The organism is Streptococcus sp. 2018WUSS126 (assembly GCF_044427425.1).
GTDB classification, from domain to species: domain Bacteria; phylum Bacillota; class Bacilli; order Lactobacillales; family Streptococcaceae; genus Streptococcus; species Streptococcus hashimotonensis.
In genome coordinates this window covers 45,766-59,319 of record NZ_JAOTGB010000011.1, presented here as the reverse complement: position 1 = coordinate 59,319, position 13,554 = coordinate 45,766, and the positions used below count along the sequence as shown (strand labels likewise).

General features: G+C 44.1%; 19 protein-coding genes and 1 riboswitch. Of the genes, 17 read left to right on the top strand and 2 right to left on the bottom strand.

The genetic code is table 11. The features are described 5' to 3' along the window. Window positions 1–70 precede the first annotated feature (70 nt). The 11 genes from comGA (at window position 71) to ODU34_RS05500 (ending at window position 8,138) form a co-directional block, all read left to right on the top strand. The gene (gene comGA, locus ODU34_RS05550) at window positions 71–1,021 is read left to right on the top strand and encodes a competence type IV pilus ATPase ComGA (RefSeq protein WP_105178944.1); all 951 of its coding nucleotides are present in this window, start codon (window positions 71–73) and stop codon (window positions 1,019–1,021) included. Further along, the gene (comGB, locus tag ODU34_RS05545) at window positions 933–1,970 is read left to right on the top strand and encodes a competence type IV pilus assembly protein ComGB (protein WP_269089095.1); all 1,038 of its coding nucleotides are present in this window, start codon (window positions 933–935) and stop codon (window positions 1,968–1,970) included. Before comGA ends, comGB begins: the two co-directional genes overlap by 89 nt. A 1-nt stretch (window position 1,971) precedes the next feature. Then, on the top strand, window positions 1,972–2,253 hold the full coding sequence (gene comGC / locus ODU34_RS05540; RefSeq protein WP_136647177.1) for a competence type IV pilus major pilin ComGC: 282 nt from the start codon (window positions 1,972–1,974) through the stop codon (window positions 2,251–2,253). Then, window positions 2,234–2,641, top strand: coding sequence for a competence type IV pilus minor pilin ComGD (gene comGD, locus ODU34_RS05535; protein ID WP_053866668.1), 408 nt, complete (start codon window positions 2,234–2,236; stop codon window positions 2,639–2,641). The genes comGC and comGD overlap by 20 nt, the downstream gene beginning before the upstream one ends. Continuing rightward, window positions 2,613–2,906 carry a competence type IV pilus minor pilin ComGE gene (comGE, locus tag ODU34_RS05530; RefSeq protein ID WP_136647178.1) on the top strand — a complete coding sequence of 98 codons (294 nt, stop codon included), beginning with the start codon at window positions 2,613–2,615 and terminating at the stop codon, window positions 2,904–2,906. The genes comGD and comGE overlap by 29 nt, the downstream gene beginning before the upstream one ends. Beyond that, complete coding sequence (comGF, locus tag ODU34_RS05525; RefSeq protein WP_053866670.1) at window positions 2,893–3,327, top strand: competence type IV pilus minor pilin ComGF; 435 nt, start codon at window positions 2,893–2,895, stop codon at window positions 3,325–3,327. Before comGE ends, comGF begins: the two co-directional genes overlap by 14 nt. Next, window positions 3,305–3,718 carry a competence type IV pilus minor pilin ComGG gene (gene comGG, locus ODU34_RS05520; RefSeq protein WP_053866671.1) on the top strand — a complete coding sequence of 138 codons (414 nt, stop codon included), beginning with the start codon at window positions 3,305–3,307 and terminating at the stop codon, window positions 3,716–3,718. Before comGF ends, comGG begins: the two co-directional genes overlap by 23 nt. Window positions 3,719–3,767: 49 nt before the next feature. After that, the gene (locus ODU34_RS05515) at window positions 3,768–4,721 is read left to right on the top strand and encodes a class I SAM-dependent methyltransferase (RefSeq protein WP_136647179.1); all 954 of its coding nucleotides are present in this window, start codon (window positions 3,768–3,770) and stop codon (window positions 4,719–4,721) included. 49 nt (window positions 4,722–4,770) lie between these two features. Beyond that, window positions 4,771–5,958, top strand: a complete 1,188-nt coding sequence (locus tag ODU34_RS05510) for an acetate kinase (RefSeq protein WP_398578395.1) — start codon at window positions 4,771–4,773, stop codon at window positions 5,956–5,958. A 125-nt stretch (window positions 5,959–6,083) separates the two neighbouring features. Next, window positions 6,084–6,229: riboswitch (THF riboswitch) on the top strand. Window positions 6,230–6,274: 45 nt separating this feature from the next. Then, the gene (locus ODU34_RS05505; protein WP_208547195.1) at window positions 6,275–6,826 is read left to right on the top strand and encodes a folate family ECF transporter S component; all 552 of its coding nucleotides are present in this window, start codon (window positions 6,275–6,277) and stop codon (window positions 6,824–6,826) included. A gap of 55 nt (window positions 6,827–6,881) precedes the next feature. Then, on the top strand, window positions 6,882–8,138 hold the full coding sequence (locus ODU34_RS05500; RefSeq protein ID WP_398578396.1) for a bifunctional folylpolyglutamate synthase/dihydrofolate synthase: 1,257 nt from the start codon (window positions 6,882–6,884) through the stop codon (window positions 8,136–8,138). A gap of 44 nt (window positions 8,139–8,182) precedes the next feature. On the opposite strand, the gene pepA is transcribed toward ODU34_RS05500, so the two are convergent. Next, window positions 8,183–9,244: a glutamyl aminopeptidase gene (pepA, locus tag ODU34_RS05495; RefSeq protein ID WP_398578397.1), complete on the bottom strand. Its 1,062-nt coding sequence runs from the start codon at window positions 9,242–9,244 to the stop codon at window positions 8,183–8,185. Window positions 9,245–9,418: 174 nt separating this feature from the next. Here pepA and ODU34_RS05490 point away from each other — a divergent pair, with 174 nt between their 5' ends. The 5 genes from ODU34_RS05490 (at window position 9,419) to ytpR (ending at window position 11,934) form a co-directional block, all read left to right on the top strand. Further along, on the top strand, window positions 9,419–9,493 hold the full coding sequence (locus tag ODU34_RS05490) for a type I toxin-antitoxin system Fst family toxin (protein ID WP_238599863.1): 75 nt from the start codon (window positions 9,419–9,421) through the stop codon (window positions 9,491–9,493). Between the two features lie 197 nt (window positions 9,494–9,690). Then, complete coding sequence (locus tag ODU34_RS05485) at window positions 9,691–9,975, top strand: DUF4651 domain-containing protein (protein WP_136670730.1); 285 nt, start codon at window positions 9,691–9,693, stop codon at window positions 9,973–9,975. Beyond that, entirely contained in the window at window positions 9,972–10,292 is a 321-nt protein-coding gene (locus ODU34_RS05480) for a thioredoxin family protein (RefSeq protein ID WP_136670729.1), read from the top strand. Before ODU34_RS05485 ends, ODU34_RS05480 begins: the two co-directional genes overlap by 4 nt. A gap of 43 nt (window positions 10,293–10,335) precedes the next feature. Beyond that, a complete protein-coding gene (locus ODU34_RS05475) occupies window positions 10,336–11,292 on the top strand; it encodes a DUF1002 domain-containing protein (RefSeq protein ID WP_136671582.1) in 957 nt (318 codons plus the stop codon). Window positions 11,293–11,310: 18 nt separating this feature from the next. Further along, window positions 11,311–11,934 carry a YtpR family tRNA-binding protein gene (gene ytpR, locus ODU34_RS05470; protein WP_205015208.1) on the top strand — a complete coding sequence of 208 codons (624 nt, stop codon included), beginning with the start codon at window positions 11,311–11,313 and terminating at the stop codon, window positions 11,932–11,934. Between the two features lie 34 nt (window positions 11,935–11,968). Here ytpR and ODU34_RS05465 read toward each other — a convergent pair whose 3' ends face one another. Then, the gene (locus tag ODU34_RS05465) at window positions 11,969–12,745 is read right to left on the bottom strand and encodes a DUF2785 domain-containing protein (protein WP_136671580.1); all 777 of its coding nucleotides are present in this window, start codon (window positions 12,743–12,745) and stop codon (window positions 11,969–11,971) included. Window positions 12,746–12,799: 54 nt separating this feature from the next. On the opposite strand from ODU34_RS05465, the gene ODU34_RS05460 reads away from it, so the two are divergent. Then, window positions 12,800–13,195, top strand: coding sequence for a single-stranded DNA-binding protein (locus tag ODU34_RS05460; protein ID WP_136671579.1), 396 nt, complete (start codon window positions 12,800–12,802; stop codon window positions 13,193–13,195). Window positions 13,196–13,554: the final 359 nt, after the last annotated feature.

The following is a 13,554-nucleotide window of genomic DNA, read 5'->3' as shown; positions in this document are numbered from 1 at the left end:
TTTTTATTATTTTAACAAAAAAGTATGGAAAATCAAGTTTCCTTACGAATAGATAGGGTGAGGAGGTTGTATGATTCAAGAAAAAGCAAGAAAGATGATTGAGGAGGCGGTGGCAGATAGGGTCAGTGATATTTATCTGGTTCCTCGTGGTCAAGGCTACCAAGTCTATCATCGTATCATGGATGAACGGGAGTTTGTGCAAGACTTGGCTGAGGAGGAAGTAACAGCCATTATCAGCCATTTCAAGTTTTTAGCAGGTTTAAATGTTGGTGAAAAACGCCGTAGCCAGCAGGGGTCCTGTGACTATGATTATGGTAGCGGAGAGATTTCACTTCGCTTATCAACTGTCGGAGATTATCGTGGTAAGGAAAGTCTGGTTATCCGCTTGCTCTATGACAATGACAAGGAACTTAAGTTCTGGTTTGAGGCGGCCGATCGGCTTGCAGAAGAAATCAAGGGACGAGGGCTCTACCTTTTTTCGGGTCCAGTCGGCTCTGGTAAGACCACACTTATGTACCATCTTGCCAGGCTGAAATTCCCAGACAAGCAGATTTTGACCATCGAGGATCCTGTCGAAATCAAGCAGGAGGACATGCTTCAACTTCAACTCAATGAAGCCATCGGAGCCACCTACGACAATCTAATCAAACTGTCCCTCCGCCATCGACCAGACTTGCTCATCATTGGTGAGATTCGGGATGCAGAAACCGCTCGAGCAGTCATTCGAGCCAGCCTGACGGGAGCTACCGTTTTCTCAACAGTTCATGCAAGGTCTATTTCAGGAGTCTATGCTCGTATGTTAGAACTAGGTGTCAGCCCTGAGGAGTTAAACAATGCCCTTCAAGGGATTGCCTATCAACGTTTGATTGGGGGAGGAGGTGTAGTAGATTTTGCAAAGGGAAATTACCAAAACCATTCCGCAGACCAGTGGAATGCGCAAATTGATCGCCTTTTTGCAGCAGGACATATCAGTCTTCGGCAGGCAGAAACAGAAAAAATTACCCTTGGATCGCCAGCGTAAGGTCATTGAGCTTTTCAATAATCTTTTTGCTAGTGGTTTTCATCTGGGGGAGATTGTTGATTTTCTCAAACGCAGTCAGCTTCTGGCAGATCCCTATACCCAGGTCTTATCAGACGGGCTGTTAGCAGGAAAACCCTTTTCAAGTTTGCTGGCGGATTTGCGGTTTTCAGATGCGGTGGTCACACAGGTGGCTCTGGCAGAAGTTCATGGCAATACCAGCCTGAGTTTGCACCATATCCAGTCCTATCTGGAAAATGTCAGCAAGGTTCGTAAAAAGCTGATTGAGGTGGCGACCTATCCGATTATCTTACTAGGTTTTCTGCTCTTGATTATGCTGGGCTTGAAAAACTATCTTCTGCCCCAGTTGGAGGAAGGTAATGCAGCGACGGTGCTGATCAATCATCTACCGACTATCTTTTTATCCCTCTGTGGACTTAGTTTGGTGGCGGTCTTAGCTGGTCTTGTTTGGTTTCGCAAAACTAACAAAATCAAGGTCTTTTCCTGCTTAGTAGCTCTGCCATTTTTCGGAAAACTCATCCAAACCTATCTGACGGCCTATTACGCCAGGGAGTGGGGGAGTTTGATTGGGCAAGGCTTGGACCTGCCGCAGATTGTGGGTTTGATGCAGGAGCAACAATCGCAGCTCTTTCGGGAGATTGGACAGGACTTGGAGCAGTCGCTTTCCAATGGTCAGAGTTTTCACGAACACATCAAGACCTATGTCTTTTTTAAGCGAGAGCTGAGTTTGATCGTCGAGTATGGTCAGGTCAAGTCCAAGTTGGGTAGCGAGTTGACAGTTTATGCAGCCGAGTGTTGGGAGGATTTTTTCTCTCGGGTCAATAGAGCCATGCAGCTGATTCAACCGCTGGTCTTTCTCTTTGTGGCCTTAATGGTCGTTCTCATCTACGCAGCCATGTTGCTGCCGATTTATCAAAATATGGAGTTGTAAAATGAAAAAATTAGTTGAAATGAAGGTAAAAGGGTTCACTCTGGTGGAAATGTTAGTCGTTTTGGGGATCATTAGCCTGCTCTTGCTCCTTTTTGTGCCAAATTTGAGCCAGCAGAAGGATGCCATTCAGGAGAAAGGGAATGCAGCTGTTGTCAAAGTAGTGGAGAGTCAGATGGAGCTCTATGAATTGGAATATGACAAGGAAGCAACGGTGGAGGATTTGCAACAGGCAGGTTATATTACTGAAAAACAAGCAAAACAGTATGCTACGGCGAAAAAATAAGGCTTTTACCCTGTTCGAAAGCCTGCTGACCTTATTTGTCATCAGCTTTCTGGCAATCAGCCTATCGGGAACGGTACAAACGGCCTTTCGGTCTGTTCAGGAAGAGATTTTTCTCTGGGAATTTGAAGCCATCTATAGAGACAGTCAGAAATTGGCAGCCAGTTCCCACCAAACAGTGAGTCTAGCTATCGGTAGGCAGGAGGTTACAAATGGTTATCAGGCTGTAGAGATACCCAGAAGTGTAGAAGTATTGGAAGGGAAGACCATCACATTTGAAGAAAATGGTGGAAATTCTTCTCTGACCAAGATTCGTTTTCGGCTTAGTCGAAAGACAGTCACGTATCAATTATATATAGGGAGTGGTCGCTATAAGAAAACAGAAGAATAAGGCTTATATTTTGCTAGAAAGTCTGGTTGCCCTTGCGACCCTAGTGACTATTTGTAGCTTGATTTTATCAGCTGTGGATGCAGGTCGTAGGCGACAGGTTTGGGAATTGGAACAACAGGAGGTTCTCAATCTAGCACAGATGGCTGTTCAGACCGAGCAAGATAATTTAGCCTTAAACGGTGTTACAGTTCAGGTTCAACGAACAGCGGATAAGACGATTGTTTTCCACGAGGGAAAGGAGGTTTTATCGGTTGTTAAAAAGTAAAATTCCTGCTTTTACTCTCTTGGAATGCTTGGTAGCCTTAGTCATTCTTTCAGGTAGTCTTCTGGTCTTTGAAGGCTTGTCAAAACTGCTGGTCCAAGAAGCGCATTATCAAGGTCAGACCGTTCAAAAGGAATGGTTGGTCTTCTCTAGTCAATTGCGGTCGGAGTGGGACCAGGCTGCCTTGGTCAAGGTTGAAAATGGCAAGGTCTATGTTGATAAGGGAGGTCAGGCTTTGGCCTTTGGCAAGTCACGGTCGGATGATTTTCGGAAAACAAATGACAGGGGACAGGGCTATCAGCCCATGCTCTATCATCTAGACAGCGCAGCTATTTCCCAAGAAAATCAGCTGGTGCGCATCAACTTTAGCTTTAAAAATGGAGAGGAGCGGACCTTTATCTATGCTTTTAAAGAAAAAAGTTAAGGCGGGCATCCTGCTCTATGCCCTTTTGATGCTGGCGGTTTTTAGTCTTTTGCTTCAGTTTTATCTCCACCGTCAAGAAGCTGAGAGTCGCTTGGTACAGGTGGCAAGGCAAGAAACGACTGCTTATATCATGGCTCAGATGGTCTTGGACAAGGTCGAGCAGGACTTGCAAGTAGAAAAAATAGTTGCGGGAGCGGCGATGAATGAAAAGGAAGCAAATTTAACCACAGGTTCTAAGCAGAAGGAGGATGGAGGAAGGGTCTCCTTTCAAGAGGGACAGGCTCGTTATCAACTTAAAGGTGACCAACTATTGGTTGCAGTTGAGTTAACAAGTGATGGTCTGTATACCTATCAATTTCCGGTTAAAATAGTACCCGAGGGGAGTGGCTAGCCGCTCCCTTTTTGGTGCAAAGTTGGTGAATTTTTGATAAGATAGGAGTATGAATTTTGAAAAAATCGAACAGGCTTATGACCTGCTATTAGAAAACGTACAGACTATCCAAAACCAGCTAGGCACCAATATCTATGATGCCATGATTGAGCAAAATGCTGCTTACGTAGCTGATCAGCATGAGACAGATCTTGTTGTCAATAATAACAAGACCTTGAAACAACTAGATTTAACCAAGGAAGAATGGCGCCGTGCCTACCAATTCTTGCTTATCAAGGCCAATCAGACTGAACCCATGCAGTATAATCACCAGTTCACACCAGACTCTATCGGATTTATCCTATCTTTTCTAGTGGACCAACTAGTATCTACTTCCAAGGTGACGGTTCTGGAAATTGGTTCGGGGACAGGCAATCTAGCTCAGACTATTCTCAACGCCAGCCAGAAAGAATTGGATTACTTGGGGATCGAAGTGGACGACCTCTTGATTGATTTGTCGGCAAGTATTGCGGATGTCATGCAGGCAGATATTTCTTTTGCTCAGGGAGATGCGGTACGTCCGCAGATTTTGAAGGAAAGTCAAGTAATTTTGGGAGATTTGCCTATTGGCTACTATCCAGATGACCAGATTGCCAGCCGTTATCAGGTTGCCAGTCCAAATGAACATACCTACGCCCATCATTTACTCATGGAACAATCCCTCAAATATCTGGAAAAGGATGGATTCGCTATTCTCTTGGCTCCAAATGATTTGTTGACTAGTCCGCAAAGCGATTTACTGAAAGGCTGGTTACAAGAACAAGCCAATATCGTTGCCATGATTGCCCTGCCACCAAGTCTCTTTGGGAAGGCTGCTATGGCCAAGTCTATTTTTGTCTTGCAAAAGAAAGCTGCAAGACCGTTGGCGCCGTTTGTTTATCCCTTACAAAGTCTTCAAGAACCAGAAGCTATTCAGAAGTTCATGCTCAATTTCAAAAATTGGAAGCAAGAGAATGCAATTTAAGTGAAAATCTGTTATACTAGTTAGGAAAACGCTTTAAAAGAGGTAAGATATGTCAAAAACAATTGCAATTAATGCAGGTAGTTCAAGTCTAAAATGGCAACTTTATCAAATGCCAGAAGAAACAGTACTAGCAGCGGGTATTATCGAGCGTATCGGCTTAAATGATTCTATTTCCACTGTTAAGTATGATGGAAAAAAAGAAAGTGAAGTATTAGATATTCCTAATCATACAGTTGCAGTTAAGATTCTTCTTGAAGATTTGCTCAAACACAATATTATTGCAACTTATGAAGAAATTACAGGTGTTGGACACCGTGTTGTTGCGGGTGGAGAATACTTCAAGGAGTCAGCGGTTATTGGTCAAAAAGAGATTGAGCAAATTGAAGAGTTGAGTGCCTTGGCACCCCTTCATAACCCAGCACACGTAGCAGCAATGCGTGCATTTGAAGAAGTATTGCCAGAAGTGTTGAATGTAGCTGTTTTTGACACTGCTTTCCATACAACGATGCCAAAACATGCATATCTCTATCCAATTCCACAAAAATATTATACAGACTATAAAGTTCGTAAGTATGGTGCTCATGGAACGAGTCACTACTATGTAGCGCATGAGGCTGCAAAAGTTTTGGGGCGTCCAATCGAAGAGTTAAAATTGATTACGGCACATATCGGAAATGGTGTATCCATCACTGCTAACTATCATGGTGAATCTGTGGATACTTCAATGGGCTTCACACCACTAGCTGGTCCAATGATGGGAACTCGTTCAGGGGATATTGATCCTGCTATCATTCCTTATTTGATTGCGAATGTTGAAGAATTGAAAGATGCTGCAGACGTTGTTAACATGTTGAATAAACAGTCAGGCTTGTTCGGTGTATCTGGCTTCTCAAGTGATATGCGTGATATTGAAGCAGGCATCCAAGCTCACGATCCAGATGCAGTGTTGGCCTACAATATTTTCATTGACCGTATTAAAAAATTTATCGGTCAGTATCTTGCAGTTTTAAATGGGGCAGATGCTATTGTCTTCACGGCAGGTATGGGTGAAAATGCACCGCTTATGCGAAATGATGTCATTGCAGGTTTGTCTTGGTTTGGTGTCGAAATAGACCCAGCTAAGAATGTTCGTGGTGCGAATGGTGACATTTCAACGCCAGAATCAAAAGTTCGTGTCTTGGTTATTCCAACGGATGAAGAATTGGTTATTGCGCGTGAAGTTGAACGTTTGAAATAAGAAAAACTAACTGGTAGTCGGAGACTGCCAGTTTCTCTTATAGTTTATACCTTTAGAAAGGTATAGTTTTTAGCAAGTGGTCAAAATATATAGTGTGTGATACAATAGACTGGCAAAGAAATTTGCACAGAGTAGATGGTTTGCGTCAAGTGTATGTGGATGGGATGTTGCCACATAACGAAGCTGATCTTTGCCTGTATCTGATGTTTCCTAGAGTAGGAACATTGGGGTCTGGCTGAGAGTAGCGCGGTAAACCATTGCATCCGCTGTCGAATACACACGACAGCTCCATTTTTTTGAAAAAGGAGCATTTTTTATGGAAAAGAAGATTCCAAAACTAACAGTGCAGTTGTTGACTGCTATTGCGATGACCCTTGCCTTGGTTATGGTTGTGGAGAACTATTTCTCCATTCGGATTTCAGAAACCTTGCAGGTCCAGTTTACCTTCATTCCCAATACTATTTTGGGAGCTATTGCTGGTCCAGTTTGGGCAGCTGTCTTTGCGGCTATTTCAGACCCAATCTTTGTCTTGTTTAGCGGGCAAACTGTCCTCTTCACTTGGATTTTGATTGAGGCGGTATCGGCTTTTATCTACGGCTGGTTCTTTTATCAGAAGCCGCTGAATATTAAAAACAAAGCTGATTGGCTCTATGTGGCTGGTGTAGTTGTCTTGATTCAGGTTGTGATTTCCTTTATCATGACACCGATTGCCCTCCATTTCCATTTTGGAACACCTTGGATTGTCCTGTATAGCAGTCGTTTGATTAAGGCTATTTTTGAAGTTCCATTACGCATTGTCGTGACCATGCTTGTCTTGCCAAGTTTACAAAAAATACCTGAATTGGCCAAGTTAATGGGTATTAAATAAAACAGTATCGAGCAACAGGTCATCCCCCTGTTGCTGCTTTTGTAGAGAGGGAATCATGGATTATCAAGAAACTCGTCAGTGGCTATCGAATCGCCCTGCATCAGATTTAGAAAACGGTGTTGCACGTGTCAGCTGGCTCTTGGAACGCTTGGACAATCCCCAACTTCAAGTGCCGACTATTCACTTTGTTGGAACAAATGGCAAGGGTTCGACCCTCAATGCCTTACAGTCTATCTTACGGTCTTCGGGGTACACCGTCGGTCGCTTCACATCGCCGTCTATCATTGATTTTCGAGAGCAGATTGTCTTTGAGCAGGAGATGATTTCGGAGGACGATTTTGCGAGGATTGTGACAGACTTGCAGCCCTTGATTGAGGACTTGGACCAGACGGCTGGACTGGATGCCATCTCAGAGTTTGAGATTGTAGTAGTGGCTATGTTTATCTACTTTGCTCACTACCAGCGTCCCGACTTTCTCTTGGTGGAGGCGGGCATGGGCGGTTTGCATGATGCGACCAATGTCCTTAATCCTCTAGCGGTAGTTTGTCCTTCTATCGGCTTGGACCATCAGGCTTTTTTGGGAGAGACCCACGCTGCTATAGCCCGTCACAAGGTTGCTGTCTTGCGTGAGCGGGTTCCCTTCCTCTATGCGACCGACCAGCCAGAAGTGCTGTCAGTATTTGAGGAGCAGGCCCGTCAGCTTCAGAGTCTGACCTATGCGGTAGGGCGGGAAATTATTTTGGAAAATAGCAGAGCAGGCTTTGCGGTTTCAAGCCCCTTCGGCCGAGTTGAGGATTTAACACTGCTTATGCAGGGTCATCACCAGGAGGTAAATGCAGCCTTGGCAGTGACCACAGCTCAGCTCATCAGACCTCATTTTCCAAAGATTACCAATGAAACCATCAGCCAGGGCTTGTCCCAAGCCATCTGGCCGGGCCGCTTAGAATTGATACAACCAAGGCTCATGATTGACGGAGCCCACAATAATGAAAGCATCGCAGTTCTGACCCAGCTCCTAGAGGAAAAATATGCGGACAGAGATATTGAAATCCTCTTTGCGGCTATCAATACTAAGCCAGTGGACCAGATGTTGTCCCAGCTTAGCCAATTTGGACCTGTTAGCGTGACAACCTTTGACGATTTCAGAGCGGTGCGGTTAGAAGATTATCCGTCAGGTTATGAACGAGTTCAGACCTATCAGGAGTGGTTGGAGCAGGCGGACTTGGACAATCCCAAAAAACTTTACCTGATTACAGGCTCACTTTATTTCATTACCTATGTGAGGAAGTACATTTTAGAAGAGCTTATATAGAAAAAAGGCTTTGCCGGGCATTCTACCTAGCAAAGTCTTCTGTTTTAATAGTTTTTAATCAAATCAACCGTTGAGCGGTCTAGCTTTTTAACGATGGCCTGCAAGAAGGCTTGGGCCTCTAAGAAGTCATCCATGCTGTAGAGAGTTTGATGTGAATGGATGTAGCGAGCGCAGACACCGATGGTTGTTGATGGAACACCTTGATTTTTCAAGTGAGCTGCACCAGCATCTGTTCCACCTTTACCGCAGTAGTATTGGAATTTGACACCTGCTTCTTCGGCAGTTGAGAGGAGGAAGTCTTTCATGTTTTTTAACATGATATGACCTGGGTCGTAGAAACGAAGTAGAGTTCCGTCACCAATTTTTCCTTGGTCGCCATAAATATCACCTGCAGGCGAGCAATCAACAGCAAGGAAAATATCTGGATTGAACTTGGTTGTAGAAGCATGAGCTCCACGTAGGCCAACCTCTTCTTGCACATTTGCCCCAGCAATCAACTGGTTTGGCAAAGCTTGACCAGATAGGCTTTCCAGCAGTTCGGTCACCATAAGGACACCGAAGCGGTTGTCCCAAGCCTTAGAAATGACATTTTTTCCGTTGGCTGTGAGAATGGTTTTATTTTTGGGAACCAGTACATCCCCCGGACGAACGCCGAACGCCCAAGCTTCGTCATAATTGGCGAAACCAGCATCGAAAATAATATCAGCGATGGCAGGCATGCCAGGAGCGTTAGCCCCACGAGAAAGATGGGGAGGCACTGAACCTGAAATGGCAGGAATGGTCCGACCGTCCTGTAGTTGAAGCGTGAAGGCTTGACTGGATACAACTAGCGGATTCCAGCCTCCCAGCTCGACAACACGGAAAGTACCATCAGGTTTAATCTGGCTAATCATAAAGCCGACTTCATCCATATGTGCAGCCACTAAGATACGAGGAGCATTTTCAACAGCCGTATCCTTGATGCCAAAAATTCCACCTAGTCCATCTGTTTCAATGCGGTCCACATGCGGTGTGATTTTCTGGCGAATGTGATTGCGAATCTGTCCTTCAAATCCCGGTAAGCTTTGCAATTCTGTAACTTCTTTAATTTTTTCAAAAAGAGTCATTCTTCTTCCTCCATGACATGATTACTACTATTTTATCACGAAGAGCTAGACTTGTCTTGAAAATATGGAAAAATATGGATAGTATTGACAAGAATGATTGAAATTTACTAGGATAGAAATGCCCCCTCAAAATAGAGAGGAGGTGATTGCCGATGTATTATCGAACTTCTCACCTTGTTCGTTGCACCTATTGTATCAGGTCTTGTGTTGATACTCTTTGAGTATTGGCTCAACAATCGCAACAAATAGGCCCCAGGGGCAAAAAAAAACCTCAACGCTGGGAACGTTGGTTTTTTTTGATTGCCGATGTATTATCGAACTTCTCACTGTAAGACCATTCTATCTATTTTTAAGTCTTTTGTCAAGTGGTGCGAGTTTGTCTCAGCTGTCACAAGTCCAATGGCATTTTTGGGAAAATTCCGAGGAAATATGATAAAATAGTCAACATGAAAAAGAAAAAGACAGCCTTGCTAGCAGGCTTATTGGGGGCAGGTGTGCTCACCGCTAGTGCTCAATTTTACCGTAAGGTTCAAGAAGACCGTAAAAAAGCACAGGCCTTGCAGGGGGTGCGTGACTTTTTCGCTGATTTAGGAGAGATTGCCACGGTCTATGTGGATGAAACAGCTTCTACGCAGACAACTCTTATCGGAGGGGTTGTGATGGAGGCAGGACAGGTATTTCTATTTGAAAATACCCAAGGTTCTATTCAATACAGGGAGGAAGAAAGATGATTTTTCCAACAACTCTTGAAGAAGTAGCTGCCTTGATTGAAGATGGCAAGCCAACTGTTTTTCTATTTGTGACGACTTGGTGTGGAGATTGCCACTATATCAAACCGCATTTGCCAGCTATCGAAGAGGCTTTTCCAGATTTCCGTTTTGTGCAACTGGATCGAGATGACTTTATGCCTCTGGCGCAGGAATGGGCCATTTTAGGCATTCCAAGTCTGGTTGTTTTGGAAAATGGTAAGGAAATCGGTTGTTTTGTCGATAAGAATCGCAAGACCAAGGAAGAAATCATGAACTTCTTATCTGGACTGGGTAGATAAATTAGCAGAGAAGCTCTGCTATGTCCAAAAGAAAGGAAAGAACATGAAGAAATCACTAGGAAAAATCCTTCTAGCACCTGTGGTGCTGGGATTGAGTTTAAGTTTGGCACCGCTGGCTCAAGCGGAGATTCAGACGGATGTTATCAATGAAAAATGGGGCAAGCCAACACTGGTCTACGGTGGCGGTTTGTCAGATGCCCAGGCGACAGAGGTTAACAATCTATTTGGTATTTCGGATGTTAATAATGTCAGTCGTCAGGTGGTTGTCGGCACGGATATGGACCAATATTTAGGTACATCTGGAGCGGACACAGCCTCCCTCTATTCATCTGTCTTGGTGCAAAAGCAGGATGCTGGAAAAGGGGTAGTGGTGGATATTAAGACGCCACAGAACATCACCTTGATTACCGAAACGCAGTATGCCAATGCGGCTATCACAGCTGGTGCGACGGATGTCTTGATTGATGTAGCTTCTCCAATTCAGGTGACAGGGGAGTCTGCTTTGACAGGTGTTTACAAGGCTCTTGTGGCCAATGGTGAAACAGTTGATACAGCCCGAACCGAAGTAGCTCAACAAGAGCTAGAGACAGTCAATGAAGTGGCGACGGCTCATACAGGTGACTCCAATTTTGATAGTTCAGCCTTGGATAAGGCGGTAGCGGAAATCAAGACTGCTCTTGCCGACTACAAAAAGTCCAATGGTCAGGTAGCTTCCGAATCAGACATCAATACTATTATTAACGATGTCTTGGCCAATAACGGTTTGGAAAATGTCATCACAGCAGATGAAGTTTCAAAATTAGTTACCTTTGCCAAAGCCTATCAGGAAACCTCTGCTATTGATTCGGCTGAGGTTGCTGCCCAGCTCAACCAGTTCAAGCAACAGGCGGAGCAACAAATTTCAGAAGCCTATAAGAATCTACAAGATTCAGGGATTTTAGAAAAAATCGGCGCCTTTTTTGAAAATCTATGGAAAGGCTTGACCGGTCTATTTGCATAAAGGAGAAATGAAAAAGAAATGATTTTTACATACAATAAGGAACACGTTGGCGATGTTCTTATGGTGATTGTTGCTGAAGACAAGGGGCAAGCTGTCCAGTTTGAACGCAAGGGTCAAGTGGCGCGTGTTTTCCTAGAGGAAACAGGAAAAACAGTAGCTTGGAATATTTTTGAAGCATCAAGTTTAGTTGAGATTGCCGGAAATGGTCAGGTTTTCCTGACAGACGAGCAAGTTGCGACCTTGAATGCAGAGTTGGCAAAAGAAGGCTTTACTGAAAGCTTGGTCAACGACAATGCTCCAAAGTTCGTAGTCGGTCAGATTGTGGAATTGGTTCCTCATCCAGGTAGCGACCACCTCAATATTTGTCAGGTCAATGTCGGTGACAAAACAGTGCAAATCGTAGCTGGTGCGCCAAATGCTGCCCAAGGCTTGAAAACCATTGTGGCTCTTCCGGGGGCAATGATGCCGAGCGGTAGCCTGATTTTCCCAGGGAAGTTGCGTGGTGAAGATAGCTTTGGTATGATGTGTAGCCCACGTGAATTGGCTCTACCAAACGCCCCACAAGTCCGTGGGATTATCGAATTGGACGACTCCGCAGAAGTCGGAGAAGCTTTTGAACCAGCTAAACACTGGAAGGGATAGAAAAAGAAGAATTGGTCAATTTTGGCCAATTCTTTTATGCTGTTTCAATTTTTCCTTCAATAGTCTGTCGGAGTTCCTCTGTCAAAACCTGATGTGATTTGAGTTGGAAGTAGAGACTGGACAGGAAATGCTGGAGGTTGAGCCACCGGAAGTAGTCCAGAGGTTCTTGGTTGGGAAAGTCTAGCTTGCTAATCCATTCTGTCAGCTCTTGCCCTGACACTTTTTCATTCAGCAGGAGGTAGACTGGAATCTGTGCTAGGCGGATTTCCTCGCCAGCTGAGAAAACTTTACTTTGTTTAGTTAGACAGGTGACAATAGTCTGCCAGACTTCTTTGCTTTTTTCAGCGGGAAATTGCTCATGACAGCTTGCAGCCAGAAGAAAATCTGCTCCGTGGGCAGCGGTATGGATCCAGCCGAGTTTTTCATCGTAGCCAGACCAGTCATTTTCAATCGTCAAATAATTCAAGGCCTGTTGGAAAAGCAGTTCGCGGTCGTCAGTGCTTAAAAATGCAGAGTACTCAGAATCTTGGTCATTGTCAACAGACAGCAGAAGACAGTAAAGCAAGCAAGTAAAACTTCGTTTTAGTGTGGAGCTTTCTAGGGAAAGGGGATTGGTTTCTTGAGAGAATTGCAGTAGCGACTGTGCTTGTTCCCTTGTAATCAAACCATCTAGAAAGATGTGGCAAAAACTAGCATAAACTAATTCATCGCGTATAGTAGGGTCTGGGTGACCGATGTTTTCCAGCAACCAAGCCAGTTCATCATCGGTATATGGTTTAGAGGTTTGCAATTTTTCTATTAATTCTTTCATGATTTTCTTTCTTTTTATGAACTTTCTACGAATAGATAAGTAGGAGGATGTAATATGTATAATAAAACAATTTTAATTGGTCGTTTGACGGCCCAACCCGAACTCACTCAAACACCAACTGGCAAAAATTTGACTCGTGTAACCATTGCAGTTAATAGACGATTTAAGACAGAAAATGGTGAACGTGAGGCAGATTTTCTCAATGTTATTTTCTGGGGAAAACTGGCGGAAACACTTGTTTCCTATGGTAGCAAGGGCAGTCTGATTTCTATTGACGGTGAATTGCGGACCCGTAAATACGAAAAAGACGGCAGCAATCACTATGTGACAGAGATTCTAGGCCAATCTTTCCAATTACTAGAAAGCCGCGCCCAACGTGCCATACGTGAAAACAATACTGGCGATGACCTAGCTGATTTGGTCTTGGAAGAGGAAGAATTGCCGTTTTAATATCCGTCCCAAGACCGATGGAGAATGTTGAAAAGTAGGTTATACTATAGTCAATCCTAAATATTTTTCATATCTCCTTAAAAACGCTGACGAAAGTTGGCGTTTTTTGCTGTTCATTTTCTATATTTCCACCATTCTATCAGCATGATAATTAGAGAAAGTAGGATAACTCCGTAGAAGAAAAAGATGATGTAGTGAGGGTGGCTAAAGAAAAATATCCAGACTAGCCAGAGTAGATAGGTGACGGGGCAAAAAGTCCAGTCTCACTTCTCAGAGTTCGTGTCAACATCTCAGCGCAGTGGTTGATTGGCAGCTTTGTTCGTGTTTCACACTCCAAATCTGACCTTACGACTGTTGCG